Below are 17,733 nucleotides of genomic sequence, written 5' to 3' on the forward strand. Positions count from 1 at the left end.
TTGGATGTGGCTATCTTTTTGTTTTATATGGAAATACTGTTTTTATGACTTTTGTGTAGAAATTGTAATCGGCGATTTACATGCCGATTAACCCGCTCGATATAAGCGGCGGCGCATTGCCTGAAAAAGGGATAAAAAAGGGCGCCGAAAGACGCCCAAGGCAGGGACTATAAACCGTTGAGGAACGGCTTATGGCTCTTCAGATATTCGTTGTTGTTGACGCGATCCCAGTTGATAGACCAGGTCATCAGACCTTTGAAGCCCGGATAACCCTCAGGGTTCTGTAACTGATAAGAACCGCCGAAAGACTGCCCTTTCACCAGATAGTTGACGGCTTGATGCACGACGGAGGGCAAGGTGTAGCCGCTGCCGGCGGCGGAGGTGGAGGCGGGCAGGCCGATCGCCACTTTTTCCGCAGGCAGGGGCGGGAAGCGGTTATTCGCATTGCCGCCCACGGGGAAGCCAGCCAATAGCATTTCCGCCATCGCAACATGGAAGTCGCCAGTGCTTACGCTGTAGCATTTGCCGTCCAACCCCAGCATGCAGCCGGAATTATAGTGCTGCACATGGATGAAGCTGAGCTCATTGCGCAGGGCGTGAATGACTGGCAGGTAAGCGCCTGAGCCGCCGCCATAGGCGCTGAACCCGCCTTGTACGTAGTAGGTTTCCGGCGCCATGGTCAGCATCAGGTTACCGCCGAAGTTGCTGATAATGCGTTTGCTGGCGGAAATCAGATGTGTGAGTACGGGAGACTTCGGATTTTTGAAGTCGGTGTCGCCAGCGTCCAGAGACAAGGAACTGCCTTCCAGGTCGATATCGAAACCGTCGAAGCCATACTCACGGATCAGCGCGGTCATACTGTCGACGAATTCTTCCTCGGCGTTGGCGTCAGTCAACCTCACAATCGCTTCCGCGCCGCCAATAGAGATTATGACCTTCTGACCACGGGCCTGTACGGCGGCGATATCCGCTTTCATTTGCGCCGGGGTGATCTGGAACGGAGAGAATTCCATATCCGAATGGCTGCCCAACTTAGGTGTGGCGAAGGCGACATCGATGACATCCCAGTCCGGTGACACATCAGGTAGTCTGACGAATCCGGAACCGTTATCGAAGTTATGCCAATAGCCCACGATAACGCGATCTGAGGTCTTGCCGCCAAGCACCGTCACCAGAATGGGCGCGGAAGTGGCGTCATAGCCGTCTTTGTCGGTGGCGGTGACGGTTAGCTGATACTGGCCTTCCGCGTTGGGAGTCCAGTTGCTTTGATAAGGCGCGCTGGCGTCAGAGGAAATAGAGGCTCCGTTGACGAAGAACTCGACCTTGGCGATATCTCCATTGATGGAGCTGGCGCTGGCGTTAATGCTGACGCTGGCCCCAAGAGTGACGCGCGCATTGTTTTGCGGCGAAGTGATGGCGGCGGCGACGGCTTCGTCGCTGACAGTGATGGTGACGCTGTCGGAGGTGGTGGATTTGCCTCCGTCGTCTTTCGCGACCGCCGTCAGAGTATGTTGCCCGACAGGCGCGTTCATCCACTCATAGGCGTAAGGCGTATTGACGGTGCTGCCCAACAGGTTGGAGCCGTTGTAGAAAGCGACTTCCGTGATGACGCCGTCGCTGTCGGAGGCGTTCGCCTGCAGATTGATCGCCGTACCGGAGAGAATGATTGCGCCATCCGCGGGACTGGTGAGGGAGACGGTCGGAGCCGCATTGCCGTCGCTGCATACGCCAAGATCGCCCCAGGCTTGCTCCCAGTAGAGCCCTTTACCGGGCTCATACGCCCAGGCGGCGCTGGAGGAGCACCATCCGCCCACCTTGCATTCGTAAACCCGTCCCAGATTTTGTACGTGATCGCCATTGGCGTACGGGGTACCCGCTGCGTACTGTTGTGCGTCGCAGTCAGACGAGGGGGGTTGCGTATCGTCATCGGAGACGTTGATAGAGATGGTCGCGGATTCCCCCTGCGCGGAGCCGTCATCAGTAGCGACGACTTTCAGGCTGTGTTCGCCTGCGGTGGCGGTCCAGGTCGCTGCATAAGGCGCGGTGGCGTCCTGAGCGATCTGCGCGCCGTCAACGAAGAACGCGACGCTGGATACGGAGCCGTCCGCATCGTTGGCCTCTGCGCTGATAGCGACGGTTGCTCCAACCTTGAATGACTGCCCTGCGCTAGGCGAAGTCAGCCTGGCGGAAGGACGCTGATTGCCCCCGGGGCCGTCGCAAGCACCTTCCGCTTTCCATTCCTGCCATTGTCCGGAACGGACTTCCGGGTCTGCGCCCTGGTTCCACCAGTTGGCGGTGTAGGCGTTTTGCTTGTGTTGGATTGTTTTGCCGCCGACATAGACGGCGGCGGCGTCCCAGTTGCTAAGTCCGGCGCAGTCGTAAGCCATTGCCGGCCCGGCTGCGATAAGCGCGGCGATAGCCGTCGCTTTAAGTCCCTGCTTAATCATTGGCGATACCTTAATGTATTTGTCAGGTTTAAAAGGCCGACGCGCTCACTGCGCGCGCCGGAATCTCCCGAGGAAGCTTTACGTCGGTGGAGCTGGGGTCGAGAGCGAGGCCTCGACATAGCCAATGCGGTATTAGCGCGCCAGCAGCCATGACGGACGGAAGACGGCGTCCGTCATGTCGCCCCCGGTAATTCGTCGCGACGAGAGTTGTTGCTGGTGCTTATAAGTAACGCTCTTATCCGTGGTTATTCAGACGGGACAAGACGTTGAAGTGGAATCGTTTTCATTATGTGTGCGAAATACTCTAGCTTTCCTTCAAAATATTGCAAACCCCCATTTGGACTACAGCCATAGAAATAAAAGATAAGGAACGCGTTTGTTAACGATGCTGTGGCGTGGCTTATTCTTGAGGGGCCACCACTTTCTTTGGAAAGCGTTTTCAATGACAACTGTCGAATCCAGATATTGATAAGAGGTTCAAAATGGAGTCGACGCAGCAGGGCGTACAGGGGAACTGATTGTCTTCCGTGGACTCTAAACCGACAGACTTTGGTTTTATTCAATACCCAGGGGCTGCCGTCCAAACGTCAACAGCCCCTGAAGCGCGAGGAGCGAAAAGTGAAAGCTAATCTGTTCACATGGCTATTGTTCACATGGTTATTGCTAGCGTGGCCTTTGCTGGCGTCGGCGCAGGAGTTCGTCAGTGATAAACAGGCCACGGATGTGGTCGAGCTTTTTACTTCCGAAGGGTGTAGCAGTTGCCCGCGAGCGGATGAATGGTTGTCGGAAATGAAAGGTGAAAAGGGGCTGTTTAAGGACTTTATTCCCATGGCGTTTCATGTGGACTACTGGAACCAGCTGGGCTGGACGGACCGCTTTTCTCGAGAAGAATACAGCGAAAGGCAGCGGGATTACGTGCGCTCAGGTCTGGTCGCTCATGTGTATACGCCGGGCATCGTGGTTAACAGCAAAGAGTGGCGTCGCTGGTTTTCCGGCGCCAGACGCTGGCCTGCCGGTGACGCCAAGCCGGGAGTCCTGTCTGCGCAGTTGCAGGATGGTCGCTTGCGCGCACAGTTCGCGGATCACAGCGCAGCTGTTTTGAATGTCGCCTATCTCGGCGTTGGTTTGATGTCCGAAGTGAAGTCAGGGGAAAACCGAGGACGTATGCTGCGGCACGACTTTGTCGTGCTGGACGTGCAGCAGGTCCCTGGCGCTGGGGAGTGGAATATAGAACTCCCGCCGCCGCCGCAAGTAGGCCAGGAGAAAACGGCGTTGGCGATATGGGTGTCGCCGCCGGATTCTCCCCGAATCATCCAGGCTGTAGGCGGGTACCTGCAGCCTTGATGCGCCGCGCTGGCGTCAGAGCGCTTGATGGCGAGCGTGCAGGACGCCGGCGCCAAAGTGAGGACTGCACGGCTTGGGCGTGCTTTGGGGCGTCTCCAGTTCCTGCCTGAGCGACTGCCGCAGATCCATCATGTTCAGCAGGATGGCGGCCATCTCGCTGTCGTCCAGACTAAGCGCCTCCCGGCTCATGCATAGCTCCACCGCCCCCGAGTGCTCTGAGAGCGCAAGCCATGCGCCCAACGTGGCTTCTGGTTGTGAGTTGATATTCAGCAGTTTGGCGTAAAACGCCTCCCGATTGACGTTGGGAGGCTGCGTCAGAGGCATCCTGAACACCACCGTTTCTGAATCCCGGCCGACCTGCACATGCAAACGGGACTCCTGATCAAAGGAGAGCGTGCAATAGCCGTTCTTCAGCGTCAAATCAACGCCGCAACGGTTTCCTATCAGCTGCAGCAATTGATGAATATGCGTTTGATATAGAGTCATATTGGAACTCGCTATACTCCTGTGGTTGATACTACCCGGTATAAATGCAGCGCCGATTCGTCCAGCTGGTCATCGCGCCTCAACTTGTAAGTAACAGGTAAAGCGAAAAAGTTCCTAGTCCAAAAAGATTATTCCTGCTGTGGCGCGCTAACCTTCAGCAGGTCTCTAACGTGTCAACTCTATTCAGGACGGGGGAAAGCAATTAAAAAAGCCGGCATGAAAGCCGGCTTTTAGGATCGCGAGAGAGGTGATCAGGATTTCTTGATCTTCGCCATGGGGTTGGGCAGGTCGGTAATGGTTCCCGCCGCCAATTCACCGGCCAGACCGACTGTTTCGTGCAGGGTCGGGTGAGCGTGAATGGTCAGCGCCAGGTCTTCTACGTCCGCGCCGAACTCAATGGCCAGGCTCAGCTCGCCCAACAGTTCGCCGGCGTTAATGCCCACGATGCCGCCGCCGATCAGTGTGCCGTCTTCTTTGTAGATCAGCTTGGTTTTGCCTTCGCTGCGTGCGGCGCCGAGGGCGCGCCCACTGGCTACCCAGGGGAATACAGCGGTTTTGTACGGAATGCCGGCCGCTTTGGCTTCTTTCTCGGTCAGGCCTGTCCAGGCGATTTCCGGGTTGGTGTAGGCGATGGAGGGAATCACTTTAGGATCGAACACGCATTTGTGGCCTGCGATCACTTCCGCCGCCACATGGCCCTGATGGGTGGCTTTGTGCGCCAGCATCGGGTTGCCGGCGATGTCGCCGATGGCGTAGATGTGCGGCACATTGGTGCGCTGCTGGTTGTCAGTATTGATGAAACCGCGCTCATCCACCTGGATGCCTGCTTTTTCCGCGCCGATCTTCTTACCGTTGGGGGAGCGGCCTACCGCCACCAGAATGGCGTCATAGGACTGCTGTCCTTCTGGCGCATTCTTGCCTTCGAAAGAAACGTACAGACCGTCTTTCTTCGCTTCCACCGCTGTTACCTTGGTGGACAGCATGACATTGAACTGGTCTTTGACGAATTTGCTGTAGACGGCGATCAGGTCTTTGTCCGCAGCCGGAACCAATTGATCGGCGAATTCGACGATGCTGACTTCACTGCCCAGCGCTTCATACACAGTGCCCATTTCCAGGCCGATAATGCCGCCGCCAACGATCAGCAGGCGTTTGGGGATTTCTTTCAACTCCAGGGCGGAGGTGGAGTCCAGAACGCGGGGATCGTCATGGGGAATGAAAGGCAGTTTAACGCTCTGTGAACCTGCCGCGATGATGCAGTGGTCAAAGGTAATTTCAGTTTTGACGCCGTCGTTGTCCACGGTAATCTGGTTGGGACCGGCGAATTCGCCATAACCATACACCACTTTTACTTTGCGGCCCTTGGCCATGCCCTGGATGCCCTGGGTCAGCTTCTTGACGGTGTTGTCTTTGAACGCGCGCACTTTATCCAGGTCCACTTCCGGTTTGGCGTAAGTGACGCCCACGGCGGAGGCGGAGTGCGCTTCTTCCATTACGTAAGCGACGTGCAGGAGCGCTTTGGACGGAATACAGCCTACATTAAGACAAACGCCGCCCAAGGATGAATAGCGCTCAATCAAGGTTACTTCCAAGCCCATATCCGCGGCTCTGAACGCTGCGGAGTAGCCCCCCGGTCCGCTGCCCAACACTACAACCTGGGAATGAGTCGTTTGCCCGGCCATATAGTCTCCTTAGTTGTCTTCTAGGTTAGATTTTTTACCAGCTAGGCAAACTAAAGGCTTATTCTCACCGGGTCAATAAGATGTTTGTCGACGGGATCTGACGGCAGTTTGGGCGTGCTGACAGTGCGCATCCTGCGCCTGGGGGAAACCCCAGGTTGTAGTGAATTGCAAGGCGTCAGAGTGAATGATTCGTTACAATGACCGCAGCGTCTGACTGTAAATCCATTGATTCTAAAGGAGAAACATTATGTTGAAATCTGTAGTCGCCTGCGTCATGACGGCGGTTCTACTCAGCCCTGGCGCCTTCGCTGCGGATGATGGCGCCAAAAAAGCCGCAGCCAAGCTGCTGGATGTCATGAATATGGAAGTTATGATGGAGAACTCCATCGAACAAATGATGACGATTCAGTTGCAACAAAACCCAAATCTGGCGCCTTTCCGGGATGTCATGATGAGGTATTTTAAAAAGCAGATGAGCTACGACACACTGAAAGGAGAGTTTGTAAATATCTACGCGGACGCCTTTACTGAAAAAGAGCTCAATGAGATTATCGCTTTCTACCAGACCGAAACCGGCCAGAAAGCCATCCAGAAGATGCCGGAGCTGATGAGCAAAGGCGCGCAACTGGGCGCAACTCGCGTGCAAGCGAATATTCAGGAACTGCAACAGATGATCAAAGCGGAAGCCGAACGTCTGAAAACGGAAGGCGGTCCGACTCCCCAGTAAGCGTCACCGGCACAAGGACGTGTCGCGGCTTTCAACTATTTCTTCAAATCTCCTCGCCACTATACTGCTCAATTATCGCTCGGTTTAACCGACCTGACGGCCTGTCAGAGTCTCGGGCCCTTTCCAGAATCTTCCCACACCCGTCTTTGGCGGCGGAAATCTGGAAAAATATTGAACGACGTTCACTTATCGGGAGCCCAGGCCTGGTCTGGACTAGGACAAATATAGATCCTTTGGGTGATCGTCTGGAAACGGTTCCCGTCCTATACTCGGCGGTTTCGAGAAAAAGATAGTTACTCATGTTTGGGTGTAGCTTGCGGAGGCGGATTTGATAGGTGTTCCAGCAAGTCTATGGCGCGATCTCCGGGGACGCAGTAAGTTTCGAAACGTTGCAACGAGCGCGGCGGAAATCACCCAGGCGAATCAGAATTTCTTAAACGATACAGGTAGTAATGCATATGGATAAGCAAAAGCAGCCCACGCCTCAGCAAATGGTTGAAGAAGCGATCAAACGCTACGCTCCGATATATGTTCCTGATGCGCCGCAATGGGCTGAGGAGCAGGTCTGGCCGACAACGGATGAGCAACGGGACTGCCGATATCGCAGGAATATGGGACTGCGCCAGATCGCAGAAGTCATAAACGGAGGAGTCGCCCCATCTCAGGTCAAAAGAAAGAAGAGCTGATTTCCAGTAAGTACGGCTGCAGGCGCTGAATACAGCGACCTGGCTGTCAGCCGCATAGTTTCGCATTAATAGAATTGTTCCTCTTTGCCCTCCATTCTCACACCCTCCCTTCAATTATCCTTTCCCCCTCATGGGCTTTCGTCTTTCCGCTGTATATAGAGCAAAAACGTACAATACAGGCGCCGCTGAAGCCGCTAGACTGATTTCATATTGGGCCTTCCCATTCTTCGTTAAATGACGTTAACCATGAGTGTCGGTTTGTGATTGAACAGGCTAAGTATTGGCAGGACAAAGCGCTCGGCGGCGTCGAAATTCTGAAAGCTACGTTCGTAAAACAGCACTTTCCCCGGCATGTGCACGAGGGATATTGTGTGGCGGTGATCGAGAAAGGGGCGCAGCACTTCCTTCGTGATGGCGCTGAACATACTGCGCCGGTCGGGAGTATCGTGTTGGTGAATTCTGATCAGGTGCATACGGGCCGTACTGCGACGGAAGAAGGATGGTCCTACCGGGCGATTTATCCCACCCCGGCTGAGCTGGCGCCAGTCATCGCAGACATTTTCGGACCTGGCGTGGAGCCCTGGTTTCCTGAGCCGGTGGTGCGCGATCTGCAATTGGCCAGAGGCTTGCAGGTCTTGCACCGCCTTCTGGAGCAGGGCGACGAGCCGCTGCATTGCGAAACCCTTTATTACCAGATGATGGGGCAACTCATGCAGCGCCATGCCCGCATGCGTCCGCGCCAGCTCATGGAACAATGCGGCTCGCACTGGGCGGTGGCCAAGGTGAAAGAGTATCTCCAGGCGCATTACGCCGATGCAGTGTCACTGAAGGATTTAACGGAATGCACCGGGCTCAGTCCCAGCTATCTGACGCGGCTATTTACGCGAATGACGGGCATGCCGCCGCATGCGTATTTGAATCAGGTGCGGGTAAGCCGCGCACAACAGCTGTTGCGGATGGGATTGAGCCTGACTGACGTGGCTGTGGCGACCGGCTTCTCAGACCAGAGCCACCTGAGCCGCCACTTTCAGCGTATTATGGGCGTTTCACCGGGACGATTCGCCAAGGTCTGCTAACTGCGCACGCGGCGCATATCAACTTCGACAAGCTGCCATTGCAGACAAATACTGTCACTGCGGACAAATAGAAGGAAGCTATTTGTCCGCCTGATCAATAAACACGGATATAGCATTGAGAGCAGTTCCTCTATGAGCACACATGCATTCGAAACGCCAGGACAAGCGTTTAAGTCCGGCGCGCAGAACACGATTCCCCTGATCGTTGGCGCGATCCCTTTTGGCATCGTGTTTGGCACCTTGGGACCGGTGAACGGGTTGTCGTTTGAAGCGACGCTGTGTATGTCCTTGATCGTTTTCGCCGGCTCTGCGCAATTCATTTCGTTGGGCTTGCTGGCGGCGGGCGCATCGCCATGGCTGATTGTTCTGACGACCTTTGTGGTTAATCTGCGCCATTTACTGTACGCCGTGACCTTGATTCCTATGGTGCGCACGTTGCCGCAACGTTGGCGGGCGCCGATGGCGTTCTGGTTAACGGATGAGACCTTCGCCGTCGTAGCCGGGCGTTTGGCGAGCGAGCATAGAGGACAGTTTCATTGGTATTATCTGGGGTCCGCGTTATCCATGTACCTCAATTGGCAGCTTTGTACGTTGCTGGGTCTGACTTTGGGCGAGTGGGTTCCCGATATCGAGAATTGGGGACTGGATGTGGCCATGGCGGTGACTTTTATCGGCATTGTCGCCCCGCAAGTAGTTAACCGCCCTCGTTTGGCGGCGGTGCTGGCGGCAGGCGTCTGCTCGGTATGGTGGCGTGATTGGCCGCATCAATTGGGACTATTTGCAGCGGCGCTGACGGGGATACTGTGTGGCTTGGGCGCGGAAATGGCGCTACAGGATCGCAAGTCTGAACTGGCCGAAGGAGGTTGCTGATGGAGTGGGCCATGTTATTGGGCATGATGGCGGTAACCTTTGGTATTCGCTACCTGCCGTTCGCGCTTGCGGACCGGCTGCGTCTCAATCCCTGGGTGGAAAGAGCCCTGAGCTATGCGCCGATGGCGGTGCTGTCGGCGATCATTGCGCCAGCGGTGTTGGCGCCCAAAGGCGAGCTTTGGCTTGACTGGCGCAATCCTTACCTGATCGCAGCGGCGGCGGCGATTGTTGTCGCCGCGCTCACCCGTAACCTGCTGGCGACTATCGCCGCGGGCATGGGGCTTTTTGCACTATGGCGGTTTTGGCTGTAGCTCCGCCTGATGGCGGCTGGGGAAGGGCGCTCCCAAGAGCGCCGTTAGCCTGCCACCAGAACAGTCATTACTACCCCTGCTTCTTATAAATAGCGGTATTGTTGCTTTCGTCGCATTCGTCCACCTTGTAAGAATAATCCACCATGAAATGCAACTCGGCGTCAGGGTCGAATACCCAATAGCCAAGCCGGAACTTAACGCCGGCGGAAGCGCCGGGCGCCAGCGCGACGACAGGTTGGATGTCTGACGCGCCTGTGCCGGGGTCGTAAACTCGCGCGTCTGTTGCGGCCGACATGCCGACGCCTACATTAGTGACCACGATTTTTATGACGGACTCGCCGGTCGTAGAGTCCCACACCGGGTCGTATACTGTGCGAATCACTAAATCCGGGCCGCTGCACTCGCTGACGCAGAGACAGTAATAACGCTCGCTGACGACGGTTTTTTCATGGGGCGTACCCATAAAACAGGCCGTTTTCTCATCGAACTGATTGCCGTAGAGCCATACGTCTCTATCAGTCGGCGAGGGGAATGTGTCAAGGTTGTTGGATTTGCATACATAGGTGCGCTTTATGCCGTCATACGGCGCCAACTCACCTTCCGCCCGCCACCCCGTCCAGGCGCGACAGGTTTTCGGGCAGGTTAAGGGCCCCTCGTTTTCATAGACGTTTGGGTACCAGCCGGCCTTGTAGTGGTTGGACACGCTGTCCTGGATGGGATCAGCGAAAGCGTTGGAGATCGCAAACAAAAGTGCGATAGCAATACAGCGAAGAAATGTCATGGCTTCCCTCCATCATAATCCTGAAGTGATAAAGGCATCCTGCTCGGGCGTGAGAGTCCATGCCCAGTATGGATAGTTTAGATTCAGCGGGATTTTATTGGAAACAGAGGAAAGGAACTTATTGATTTAAGGTCGGGCGTTATTACATCGTTGAGCAATATGCGCTGTTTTTTGCAGCTAAAACATCAATCCTTGAGATCAAATATAAAGGTTATGGACCTAAACTCCTTATTATAAACGTCCTCTGGCAGGCTTTTTAATTTGGCGAAAATTGGCGTGGATTCCCTCACGGCCGCAAGGGCGCTGAGATCGCAGTCTGAATTTCCGCTGCTTCAGTTTATTGCTTGCATAAATAAAAGGATAGGATGGCTGCAACCAGAAGCGCCGCCTGAGGGTGACGCGGCATTATCCTTATTTTGTTGAGAAGTTGTTATTTTTTTCTGGCGGACTGCTTAACATTGCCTACACTTAGGAAGACACAGCGAATGCGCAGTCTGCCTCATCAGACCAGCGGTTCGAACCTCTCGAATGATGTTTTCTTGAACGCTACTCGGCCCCTGCTTGGGGCCTTTTTTTGTGCTTCCGTTTGAGGCGCCGCATGGCTTCTTACTTAACGTCTGAATTGTCATCAGGAGTTGAGTCTTGCGACCAAAACTGGAGAAGGGCGGTTTGCAGGCTTTTTGGCGTGCGGACGACCCGCGGGCGCCAATGCTGAGGCTCCAGGGCGGGATAGGGCGGTTTGGTGAAGCGGTCGTCAACCAGTATGACCACGCCTTTGTCTAATTCCGTGCGGATCACTCGTCCCGCGGCCTGCACCACTTTTTGCCAGCCTGGCAGTTGGTAGGCGTAGGCGAAGCCATCCATCCCCTGGCGTTCAAAGTAGGCGGAAACCTGCTCGTTAACCGGGCTGATCTGAGGGAGGCCGGGCCCAAGAATAATACAGCCCACCAGACTGTCGCCGACCATATCAATACTTTCCCCGTAGACGCCGCCAATGACGGTAAAGCCCAGCAGATTCCTGGCCTTTCGAAAGCGCGCGAGAAACCGCTGTTGGTCCTCCTGGCTGGCCTGTCGGGTCTGCTGCACGAATTCCACTTCGGGATACAGCGCCGCGAAGCGTTCGGTAAGCTGCTCCATGTAACTGAAGGCTGGAGTGAACGTCCAATAATTACCTGGTCGTGAAGCGATGGTCTGGTGGATCAACGCGCACACCGCATCCAGTTGCGACTCTCTGCTGCGCAAACGGAAGTTCAGATAGGGCGCCACAAAAATTCCCAGATGCTCTGGCGGAAAGGGCGACAGGCTGCGCAGCCGACGCGGATTCTCTTCCAGTCCCAGTAGGTTCTGATAGTAGTAAGGCGGCGTCAATGTGGCGGAAAAAAGAGTGGCGCCATGGCAAGCCTGTAACATCGGGCGTAGTAAGCGTGCGGGAGACAGGCAACGTAAACTCAGGACGCGCTGCTGTTCCCAATGGCGTTCGAAGCAGGCGAAGTCGTCGCCAATGCTGGGGGCCAGGCGTATCCAGGCTTGCGCGTTGAAAATCGCTTCCTGTACCTGGCGGTTTAGTTCCGTGTCCGCCGGGGCGAGCAGGTCCTGAGGCGACATCAGCCAGTTCTCCGCTGCGGCGCAGAAGTCCTGCAAACGCCCTTCCAGCGCCTGCTGACCTTTGCCCGGCGCTTGCTCAGGGGTGATTTGCATTTGATTGATCGCCTTGGCGACGGCGTTGGCGTCCTTCTTCAGCGCCTTACACTGACGTCCGATGCGGTTGAACGGGGCTTCGGACAGCTCCGCTGAGAACAGGTCACGCGCCCGGTCAGGCAGGTTATGCGCTTCATCCGCCAGCAGGCCGACACGGTTGCGGGTGAAAAGGCTGTCGGACCTGACCTGTGGTGAAAATGCGTAGTTATAGTCTCCTATCAGGACGTCCACCCAGGGGGCCAGTTCGCCTTGTAAACCGTGTGGGCAGAGGTCGTGTTTCAAGGCGATGTCCCGCAAGCGCTCTCCGTCCAGCCACGCCGCCGCCAGGGCTTCTTCCCGCGCCTCCGGCAGGCGCTGATAAAAGTCTCTGCGCCGTGGGCAGTCCAGAGGATCGCAAACAGAGTCGCCGCCGCAGATGCGCTCGCGCGCATGCAGATGCAGGACGCGCAGAGAGGTTGTATGTAAGCGCATATCCCGTAATGCTTTTAGGGCCGCTTCCTGGGACGAGGTCTTGGCGGTAATTAACATCACCTGATCCAGATGGCCTTCGCCCATGGCTTTCAATGCCGGGAAGAGCGTCGCCAGGGACTTGCCGCTGCCGGTGGGCGCCTCTATCAGCGCCTGCCCCGCGTCGCGAAGGCTTAGATAAGTCTGACGCGCCAGCTCTCGTTGGCCTGGGCGAAATCCGCTGTAGGGAAAATCCAGATCGCGCAGCAGAGCGTTGCGTTCAAAACGGTGTTGCGTCAGGCTCCGATACCAGTCTTGCAGACGCTGAAATAGCGCGTCGCTTTCCTGTTGCGCCTCCTCGCAGGACATCTCATTGTCAAAGCGCGTCTGCTCCATATCCGGAACACGCACATAGTTCAGACGCAACCTGCTCGGCGTTGGCGGCGGCGCTGTTTGCTCCTGTCGCCACAACAGGGCATACAGCAGCAGTTGCAGTCGGTGTCTTTCCGCGAGGCCTAGCGGAAGTCGTTGCGGGTCCTGGCGTAGCGTTTTGATCTCTTCGAACAACACATGGTCGTCCGCAACGCGGAGCCCGTCTATGCGGCCTTGCAGCTGCAATTGGAAGTCCGCTTCGGAGAGCGTGATCTTTACCGGGGCTTCACTGACATAATCCGCCGGCCAGCTTTCCTGTACTTGCTTGTGCGCAAGCTGTCCTTCGCGGGCGCTGGCGGTTTCCCGGTCTTGATGGTCCAGGTCGCCCAATTGCGCGAGGAAATGAGCCGCTTCCCGGACGCTGAGCTTGTAAGTGAGTTTGTCGGATGCAGACGTTTTTATAGCCAAGTGACCTGAACCAGTTGATAGGGAATGTCGTTTTTCTCGAACGTCGCCATCCAGCGTTTTTGATTGGGTTGCAGACTGTCGGTGGGGCTTTTCACTTCCAGCAATTCATAGCCTCCCTGCTCGGGGAAATGAATCAAGTCAGGAAAACCGCTGCCATTCTCCCGCAAGTCCCGCAGCATGCGTTGAAAGACAGCTCGCCAATGCTCGCGAGGAATGCGCTCCAACGCCAGACTTATACAGTCTTCCCCTGCTTCCGGCCAGCCGACGAAGGGATTGCTCAGGCCAAACTTCTCTCGCCATCGCCCTATGACGACATTGACCCACTCCTCTGAGTCTATTAAAGCGAAAGCAGTTTGGATCAGCACACTACGCTTTTTAGTAAAGCCGGCGTCGTAAAGGTCATGGGGACGATGCTGATACGGATGGCTGAAAGCGCCGGCGACGGGAGCGAAAACCGCGGGCCAGAAGGTCAGACCGAATACCGCATTGAATAACCAGTTCTCCACATACGCACAGACGCCGCCTTCTGTCGCGACTTCCTGGCGCACCAGCTCTTCCACCCGCAATTCAGGGTGAGCGGCGATGGTGAGTGAGCGCTGCGCGGGCCGAAAAGGCTTGCTGCGGGGCATGGTGTGGCCGAGGACTTTGATGCATTTATCGCGAAACTGCTCGGCGAAAATCAATTCGGCTTCAGTATGCGGCGCGTCAATAATGGCGGCGCACAGGTCGCGCGCTTCGGCGTATTTCTCCTGTTTGAACAGGATACGGGCGCGGCGCTCCCGCGAGGGCGGCGCCTCCGTACGCTGGTAAACCTGATAAGCCAGATCCAGGTCCTGTAAGCGTTCCAGGTCGCGGGCGATTTTATTGCAGAAACGGTCGTGACGACGGCGCAGTGCGGCGTTATCTCCCGGCGCAGGCGTTTTGGCGATGATATCGGCGCAAATCTGTGAACTCAGGGATTCCAATGACGCATACTCGTCCGCCAACGCCACCAGTTGTTTGATGCGGTCAATGTCCTCGCGAGTGGCGAACAGCCTGTGCTCAGGATCAAGCTGATAGGTTTCGTAGCGAATGACGCCCAGGTCGGAAGTGACGAACGTGGTCAGGTCCTGGTAGAGGTTGCCGAAAAACAGTAATCGGAACAGCAACACCAGTTCAGTGTGATTGAGTTGTAGAAATCGATAGGCGTCATGTTGGTAAATATCCGCACACGCCAGCTCAAGGTTTTCGAGCAGCATGTCGCGTTTACTGCTGCGAGGGGCGTCCGCGCGCCAGCCTTGCCGGATTTCTTCTTTGGTCAGCAGCGCAAGCAGCGTTGACGCCTCGGCGTCAGGGTTGAACTCAATCCAGCCGGCGCTCGCCAGAACATCCAGATCGTCGTTGAGATGGGGAATTTCCGCATACGCCAGTTTGTCGCAGCGAAACAGGGGGCCTTTACGACCATACAGACGCACCAGCAATGCCTGTTGCGTGCGCGACAATTTGCGAAAACCGCGTATGTATGCGCTTTCCTCCGCGCTCAGGAGGTTGGCGTATTGCGCCTCCACGCAGTTCAATAAAGTGTGGAAGTTGTCGAGATAATAAAACGGCTGCAGTGGCGTGGTCTGGGCTGTTTCTGAAGCGGCGGCGGTATGGATCGCGATTTGATCAGACATAAGACGGCGTCAGGTAATGCTGCGGCGTTGGAATTTGTTGCGATATTCTTTCGGCGTTAGCCCGGTTTTCTGTCGGAACAGTTTGGTGAATGAGCTGACGTCTTCATAGCCTACCGCCAAGGTAATCTGACTGACATTGTCAGAGGTCTCCTCCAACAGTTTTTTAGCCTGCTCCAGGCGCAGCGTCTGCAGGTAACCGAGCGGCGTGTCGCCGGTGGCGGCCTTAAAGCGCCGGGCCAGGGTGCGAGGGCTCATATTGAAACGGACCGCCAGATCGTCGATACGTACGTCCTGGCCGCAGTGGGTTTCCAGCCAGTTTTGCACCCGCAGCACATCTTCGTCGCGGTGATACTTGCGCGCCCGCATGGAGGAGTAGCTGGACTGATAAGTGCGGCCCATGTCGATGACGAAGGTCTTGGCGGTCTGCACCGCCACTTCGTGTCCGCAGAAGTGTTCGATTAGATACAGGCACAGGTCCAGCCAGGCGATGCCGCCGCCGGAGCAGAATACGTTTTCGGAGGCGGTGAGCATTTGCTCCGGTCGCAGATCCACCTTGGGATAACGTTGCCGGAACATGTCCACGAAGGCCCAGTGGGTGGTTGCAGTGCGGTTGTCGAGAATGCCGGCTTCCGCCATAAAGAAAGCGCCGGTGCAGTTGCCGGCGATGACCGTCCCCTGGCTGTTCATGTTTTTCAGAACATCAATCAGCTGAGGGTTTTGCGCCAGTGTTTTCTCGATGTCGCCGGCGATAGAGGGAATAACCAGGATGTCGCTCGGCTCAATGGCGTCAAAACAGGCGTCAGCCTGAATCAGCAGCCGGTTATGGCAGCGCACTGGTTGCGAATCCCGGGTGGCCACGCGAATGTTGAACTTGGGATGGGGCTGGCTGCGTTGAATGTGATTCCAGGTGACCCCGGCCATGGCCAGCAAATCCACCACGCCGGTGATGGCGGAAGATACCGCGTAATCGAAACCGAGAATTGTGACTTGTTGCATGCTTTTACTCGTCATCGCTTGGATTGGCTATATTAGCCTAAAAAATGTCGAAACAGACAGTGTTGAAGAAGCGTGATGCATGACATTCTGCCCTGGCCAACCAGATAGCGGCCTAACAGCTATCCTTTCTGGTTTGATTTGTCTCATACGCACCGCGTCAGCGGTACTTATCAGCCCATGTCCGACGGCTTCCATGAAGGCGCCGGGCGTGGGTTTTTTTATGGATAAACCCTCACTATACTCACTATGAGAACTCAGATACGTTGTCTCTTAGTTTTTGCGAAATAAATTATTAGAACAAGCTGTTACAGGAGATCGCCAATGAGTATGGCGGAAGAGAGCCGACAGGCAAAAATGATTTCGGAAATGCGGGGCTTCATTAAGAAAGTGCTGATGGACCCTACCATTCCGGTCAAGTGCATGGAAATCGCACGCAGATTGCACCAGGAGAAAGACGCAGAGCGCAAAATTGCGGATGAGATCAGCGCCAGCACGACCATTCGCATCCCCGAAAATATGAGCGATGCGGACAAATTATTCCTGGATGTGGTCAACGAAGTATTGGAGGACGAGTCGGCGCTGTACTGATTCGCGCAGGCCGGGCTCTCCGGCCATTATCGATTGACGCGCCTGACGGGAACTCGTGTCGGGCGCTGCGCGCATCTTACTCTTGCATGATCAGTTTGTAGGCGTACAACGCCGCGTCTTTATCGCTGACGACGTAAAGGGTCCCGCTCTTGGAGTCGTAAGCGACGCCTTCCGCTTTTCTCACTGCTTTGAACTTGCCGGGCGCCTTTGCAGGACGCATCAGCTCAGCAGACCCCTTCACCTGTCCGCTTTGCAAGTCATAAAAAAAGACCCGCGCTGCTTTGTCACTGACGATAGCCAACAGGTTATGTTCAGGGATCACCGTCAGGCCGGAGTAGTCGATGTCGTCTAAGGCGGTATCGTCGTCACTGACGCCTGTTTCGCTTAGTTTCACTGTTTTAATGACACGATTCAGGTCGCTGCTGAGGTGTATCAGCACGCCGGGCTCTCCTTCCTTTATGACATAAAAGGAACCATCGACAGGGTTCCAGGCGATGCCTTCCAGGCCTTTGTTTGCGCCGCCCTGACTGAAGTAGGGGGCGGCTTGGGAGAAACCTTCTACCGCTGACAGCTTGCGACGCTCGATCAGTTGCTTGTTACCGGGATTAATAATGAAGAGTTCGTTGCTCTCTTCTTTAACGGCGATCAGGCGGCTGTTTTTTGCATCATAGGCAACGCCTTCAAAGCCTGCGCCCGTCACATCCAGGCTATCTATAATCGCGCCTCCGGCGTTCAACCGAAACAGCTTGGCGGTATCGTCGCTGACTGTCCATAAGTCGCCGTTCGCCCCCATACTCAGGCCGGACGGCTCGGTCAATCCCTGTGCTTTGTTTTTGATGGAGGGCGACTCGGTGAGCTGTAGTGAGATCTCTATGGCCTCTGCATGCGCAACCAGGCCGACGCTGAATGTGATCGAAGCGGCCAGCCTCAGGCTGTGTTTGATGCAATGAGTAAGGTGGCCGGAAAATGCGGATAATCGGATGACTGGCGAACGGCGCATAAATTTGATGACAAATAATTGCTGAAGATGTTGGGCCGCTATTGTAGTGGAAATTTCAGCGCAGCACTCAGTAAAGCTGTTGCAGGCCTTTATGGGTGG

The 17,733-nt window shown here is 55.7% G+C and carries 15 protein-coding genes; 7 read left to right on the forward strand and 8 right to left on the reverse strand.

Annotation, left to right across the window (positions count from 1 at the left end; genetic code table 11):
• Positions 1–167: 167 nt before the first annotated feature.
• A complete protein-coding gene (locus tag HCH_RS03950; protein ID WP_011394837.1) occupies positions 168–2,447 on the reverse strand; it encodes an Ig-like domain-containing protein in 2,280 nt (759 codons plus the stop codon).
• Between the two features lie 618 nt (positions 2,448–3,065).
• On the opposite strand from HCH_RS03950, the gene HCH_RS03955 reads away from it, so the two are divergent.
• Positions 3,066–3,791, forward strand: a complete 726-nt coding sequence (locus tag HCH_RS03955) for a DUF1223 domain-containing protein (RefSeq protein ID WP_238384966.1) — start codon at positions 3,066–3,068, stop codon at positions 3,789–3,791.
• 15 nt (positions 3,792–3,806) lie between these two features.
• On the opposite strand, the gene HCH_RS03960 is transcribed toward HCH_RS03955, so the two are convergent.
• The gene (locus HCH_RS03960) at positions 3,807–4,277 is read right to left on the reverse strand and encodes a type III secretion system chaperone (RefSeq protein ID WP_011394839.1); all 471 of its coding nucleotides are present in this window, start codon (positions 4,275–4,277) and stop codon (positions 3,807–3,809) included.
• Between the two features lie 251 nt (positions 4,278–4,528).
• Positions 4,529–5,959, reverse strand: a complete 1,431-nt coding sequence (gene lpdA, locus HCH_RS03965; protein ID WP_011394840.1) for a dihydrolipoyl dehydrogenase — start codon at positions 5,957–5,959, stop codon at positions 4,529–4,531.
• Positions 5,960–6,206: 247 nt separating this feature from the next.
• Between lpdA and HCH_RS03970 the strand changes: the two genes are divergently transcribed.
• The 5 genes from HCH_RS03970 (at position 6,207) to HCH_RS03990 (ending at position 9,629) form a co-directional block, all read left to right on the forward strand.
• Positions 6,207–6,686 carry a DUF2059 domain-containing protein gene (locus tag HCH_RS03970; protein ID WP_011394842.1) on the forward strand — a complete coding sequence of 160 codons (480 nt, stop codon included), beginning with the start codon at positions 6,207–6,209 and terminating at the stop codon, positions 6,684–6,686.
• Between the two features lie 458 nt (positions 6,687–7,144).
• Complete coding sequence (locus HCH_RS03975; RefSeq protein WP_011394843.1) at positions 7,145–7,372, forward strand: hypothetical protein; 228 nt, start codon at positions 7,145–7,147, stop codon at positions 7,370–7,372.
• 260 nt (positions 7,373–7,632) lie between these two features.
• A complete protein-coding gene (locus HCH_RS03980; protein WP_011394844.1) occupies positions 7,633–8,448 on the forward strand; it encodes an AraC family transcriptional regulator in 816 nt (271 codons plus the stop codon).
• A 132-nt stretch (positions 8,449–8,580) separates the two neighbouring features.
• The gene (locus HCH_RS03985) at positions 8,581–9,318 is read left to right on the forward strand and encodes an AzlC family ABC transporter permease (protein WP_011394845.1); all 738 of its coding nucleotides are present in this window, start codon (positions 8,581–8,583) and stop codon (positions 9,316–9,318) included.
• Complete coding sequence (locus tag HCH_RS03990; protein ID WP_011394846.1) at positions 9,318–9,629, forward strand: AzlD domain-containing protein; 312 nt, start codon at positions 9,318–9,320, stop codon at positions 9,627–9,629. The genes HCH_RS03985 and HCH_RS03990 overlap by 1 nt, the downstream gene beginning before the upstream one ends.
• Before the next feature lie 70 nt (positions 9,630–9,699).
• Here HCH_RS03990 and HCH_RS03995 read toward each other — a convergent pair whose 3' ends face one another.
• From HCH_RS03995 to HCH_RS04010, 4 genes are all read right to left on the reverse strand, one after another.
• Positions 9,700–10,410 carry a CARDB domain-containing protein gene (locus tag HCH_RS03995; RefSeq protein ID WP_011394847.1) on the reverse strand — a complete coding sequence of 237 codons (711 nt, stop codon included), beginning with the start codon at positions 10,408–10,410 and terminating at the stop codon, positions 9,700–9,702.
• 606 nt (positions 10,411–11,016) lie between these two features.
• Entirely contained in the window at positions 11,017–13,395 is a 2,379-nt protein-coding gene (locus tag HCH_RS04000) for an ATP-dependent DNA helicase (RefSeq protein WP_011394849.1), read from the reverse strand.
• On the reverse strand, positions 13,386–15,050 hold the full coding sequence (locus HCH_RS04005; RefSeq protein ID WP_011394850.1) for a VRR-NUC domain-containing protein: 1,665 nt from the start codon (positions 15,048–15,050) through the stop codon (positions 13,386–13,388). The genes HCH_RS04000 and HCH_RS04005 overlap by 10 nt, the downstream gene beginning before the upstream one ends.
• Positions 15,051–15,059: 9 nt before the next feature.
• Positions 15,060–16,046 (reverse strand): GlxA family transcriptional regulator, encoded by a 987-nt coding sequence (locus HCH_RS04010; protein WP_041598410.1) that lies wholly within the window; start codon positions 16,044–16,046, stop codon positions 15,060–15,062.
• A 321-nt stretch (positions 16,047–16,367) separates the two neighbouring features.
• Here HCH_RS04010 and HCH_RS04015 point away from each other — a divergent pair, with 321 nt between their 5' ends.
• Positions 16,368–16,634 (forward strand): hypothetical protein, encoded by a 267-nt coding sequence (locus tag HCH_RS04015; RefSeq protein ID WP_011394852.1) that lies wholly within the window; start codon positions 16,368–16,370, stop codon positions 16,632–16,634.
• 76 nt (positions 16,635–16,710) lie between these two features.
• Here the strand turns inward: HCH_RS04015 and HCH_RS04020 are convergent, their stop codons facing one another.
• A complete protein-coding gene (locus tag HCH_RS04020) occupies positions 16,711–17,634 on the reverse strand; it encodes an SdiA-regulated domain-containing protein (protein ID WP_011394853.1) in 924 nt (307 codons plus the stop codon).
• Positions 17,635–17,733 lie beyond the last annotated feature (99 nt).

This window comes from Hahella chejuensis KCTC 2396 (assembly GCF_000012985.1).
GTDB classification, from domain to species: Bacteria; Pseudomonadota; Gammaproteobacteria; order Pseudomonadales; family Oleiphilaceae; genus Hahella; species Hahella chejuensis.

What these genes read in the sequence shown, in the direction of transcription:
- HCH_RS03950 (WP_011394837.1), bottom strand. Translation starts at nt 2,447, where the DNA reads ATGATTAAGCAGGGACTTAAAGCGACGGCTATCGCCGCGCTTATCGCA.
- HCH_RS03960 (WP_011394839.1), bottom strand. Translation starts at nt 4,277, where the DNA reads ATGACTCTATATCAAACGCATATTCATCAATTGCTGCAGCTGATAGGA.
- lpdA (WP_011394840.1), bottom strand. Translation starts at nt 5,959, where the DNA reads ATGGCCGGGCAAACGACTCATTCCCAGGTTGTAGTGTTGGGCAGCGGA.
- HCH_RS03970 (WP_011394842.1), top strand. Translation starts at nt 6,207, where the DNA reads ATGTTGAAATCTGTAGTCGCCTGCGTCATGACGGCGGTTCTACTCAGC.
- HCH_RS03975 (WP_011394843.1), top strand. Translation starts at nt 7,145, where the DNA reads ATGGATAAGCAAAAGCAGCCCACGCCTCAGCAAATGGTTGAAGAAGCG.
- HCH_RS03985 (WP_011394845.1), top strand. Translation starts at nt 8,581, where the DNA reads ATGAGCACACATGCATTCGAAACGCCAGGACAAGCGTTTAAGTCCGGC.
- HCH_RS03990 (WP_011394846.1), top strand. Translation starts at nt 9,318, where the DNA reads ATGGAGTGGGCCATGTTATTGGGCATGATGGCGGTAACCTTTGGTATT.
- HCH_RS03995 (WP_011394847.1), bottom strand. Translation starts at nt 10,410, where the DNA reads ATGACATTTCTTCGCTGTATTGCTATCGCACTTTTGTTTGCGATCTCC.
- HCH_RS04005 (WP_011394850.1), bottom strand. Translation starts at nt 15,050, where the DNA reads ATGTCTGATCAAATCGCGATCCATACCGCCGCCGCTTCAGAAACAGCC.
- HCH_RS04010 (WP_041598410.1), bottom strand. Translation starts at nt 16,046, where the DNA reads ATGCAACAAGTCACAATTCTCGGTTTCGATTACGCGGTATCTTCCGCC.
- HCH_RS04015 (WP_011394852.1), top strand. Translation starts at nt 16,368, where the DNA reads ATGAGTATGGCGGAAGAGAGCCGACAGGCAAAAATGATTTCGGAAATG.
- HCH_RS04020 (WP_011394853.1), bottom strand. Translation starts at nt 17,634, where the DNA reads ATGCGCCGTTCGCCAGTCATCCGATTATCCGCATTTTCCGGCCACCTT.